Source organism: Photobacterium ganghwense (genome assembly GCF_003025595.1).
Classification (GTDB): domain Bacteria; phylum Pseudomonadota; class Gammaproteobacteria; order Enterobacterales; family Vibrionaceae; genus Photobacterium; species Photobacterium ganghwense.
In genome coordinates, this window is record NZ_PYMI01000039.1 from 1 (window position 1) to 526 (window position 526).

1 tRNA gene and 1 rRNA gene are annotated in these 526 nt (G+C 47.1%); both read left to right on the plus strand.

Annotated elements, in window-relative coordinates:
• Positions 1-125 (plus strand): 16S ribosomal RNA (locus tag C9I92_RS25215); the annotation flags it as partial.
• Between the two features lie 65 nt (positions 126-190).
• Positions 191-266 (plus strand) — tRNA-Glu (locus C9I92_RS25220).
• Positions 267-526: the final 260 nt, after the last annotated feature.

The following is a 526-nucleotide window of genomic DNA, read 5'->3' on the forward strand; positions in this document are numbered from 1 at the left end:
AGTGGGCTGCACCAGAAGTAGATAGCTTAACCTTCGGGAGGGCGTTTACCACGGTGTGGTTCATGACTGGGGTGAAGTCGTAACAAGGTAGCCCTAGGGGAACCTGGGGCTGGATCACCTCCTTACCTAAAGACTGCGCTTTGCGTAGTGTCCACACAGATTGCTTGGTCGAAATGTAAAAGACAGATGTGTCCCATTCGTCTAGAGGCCTAGGACACCGCCCTTTCACGGCGGTAACAGGGGTTCGACTCCCCTATGGGACGCCACTTTCTAACTGCACTTGTGAGTGTGATTAGAAAGTGGCTGCCGCAAGGCAAACACATGCTCTTTAACAATCTGGAAAGCTGACTAGTAATTCGATTCATACGAATCGAAATTATTGTTTCTCGAAAGAGAAACGAGTTCTCAAGCAATACACATTCAAGTGTCTTGTGTAAGAAGAGTCCGGCAAAACAAACTAACCATCTTAACTCAGATGGAAAAACCTTGGTTGTTTGAACATACGAAACCTCTTGGGGTTGTATGG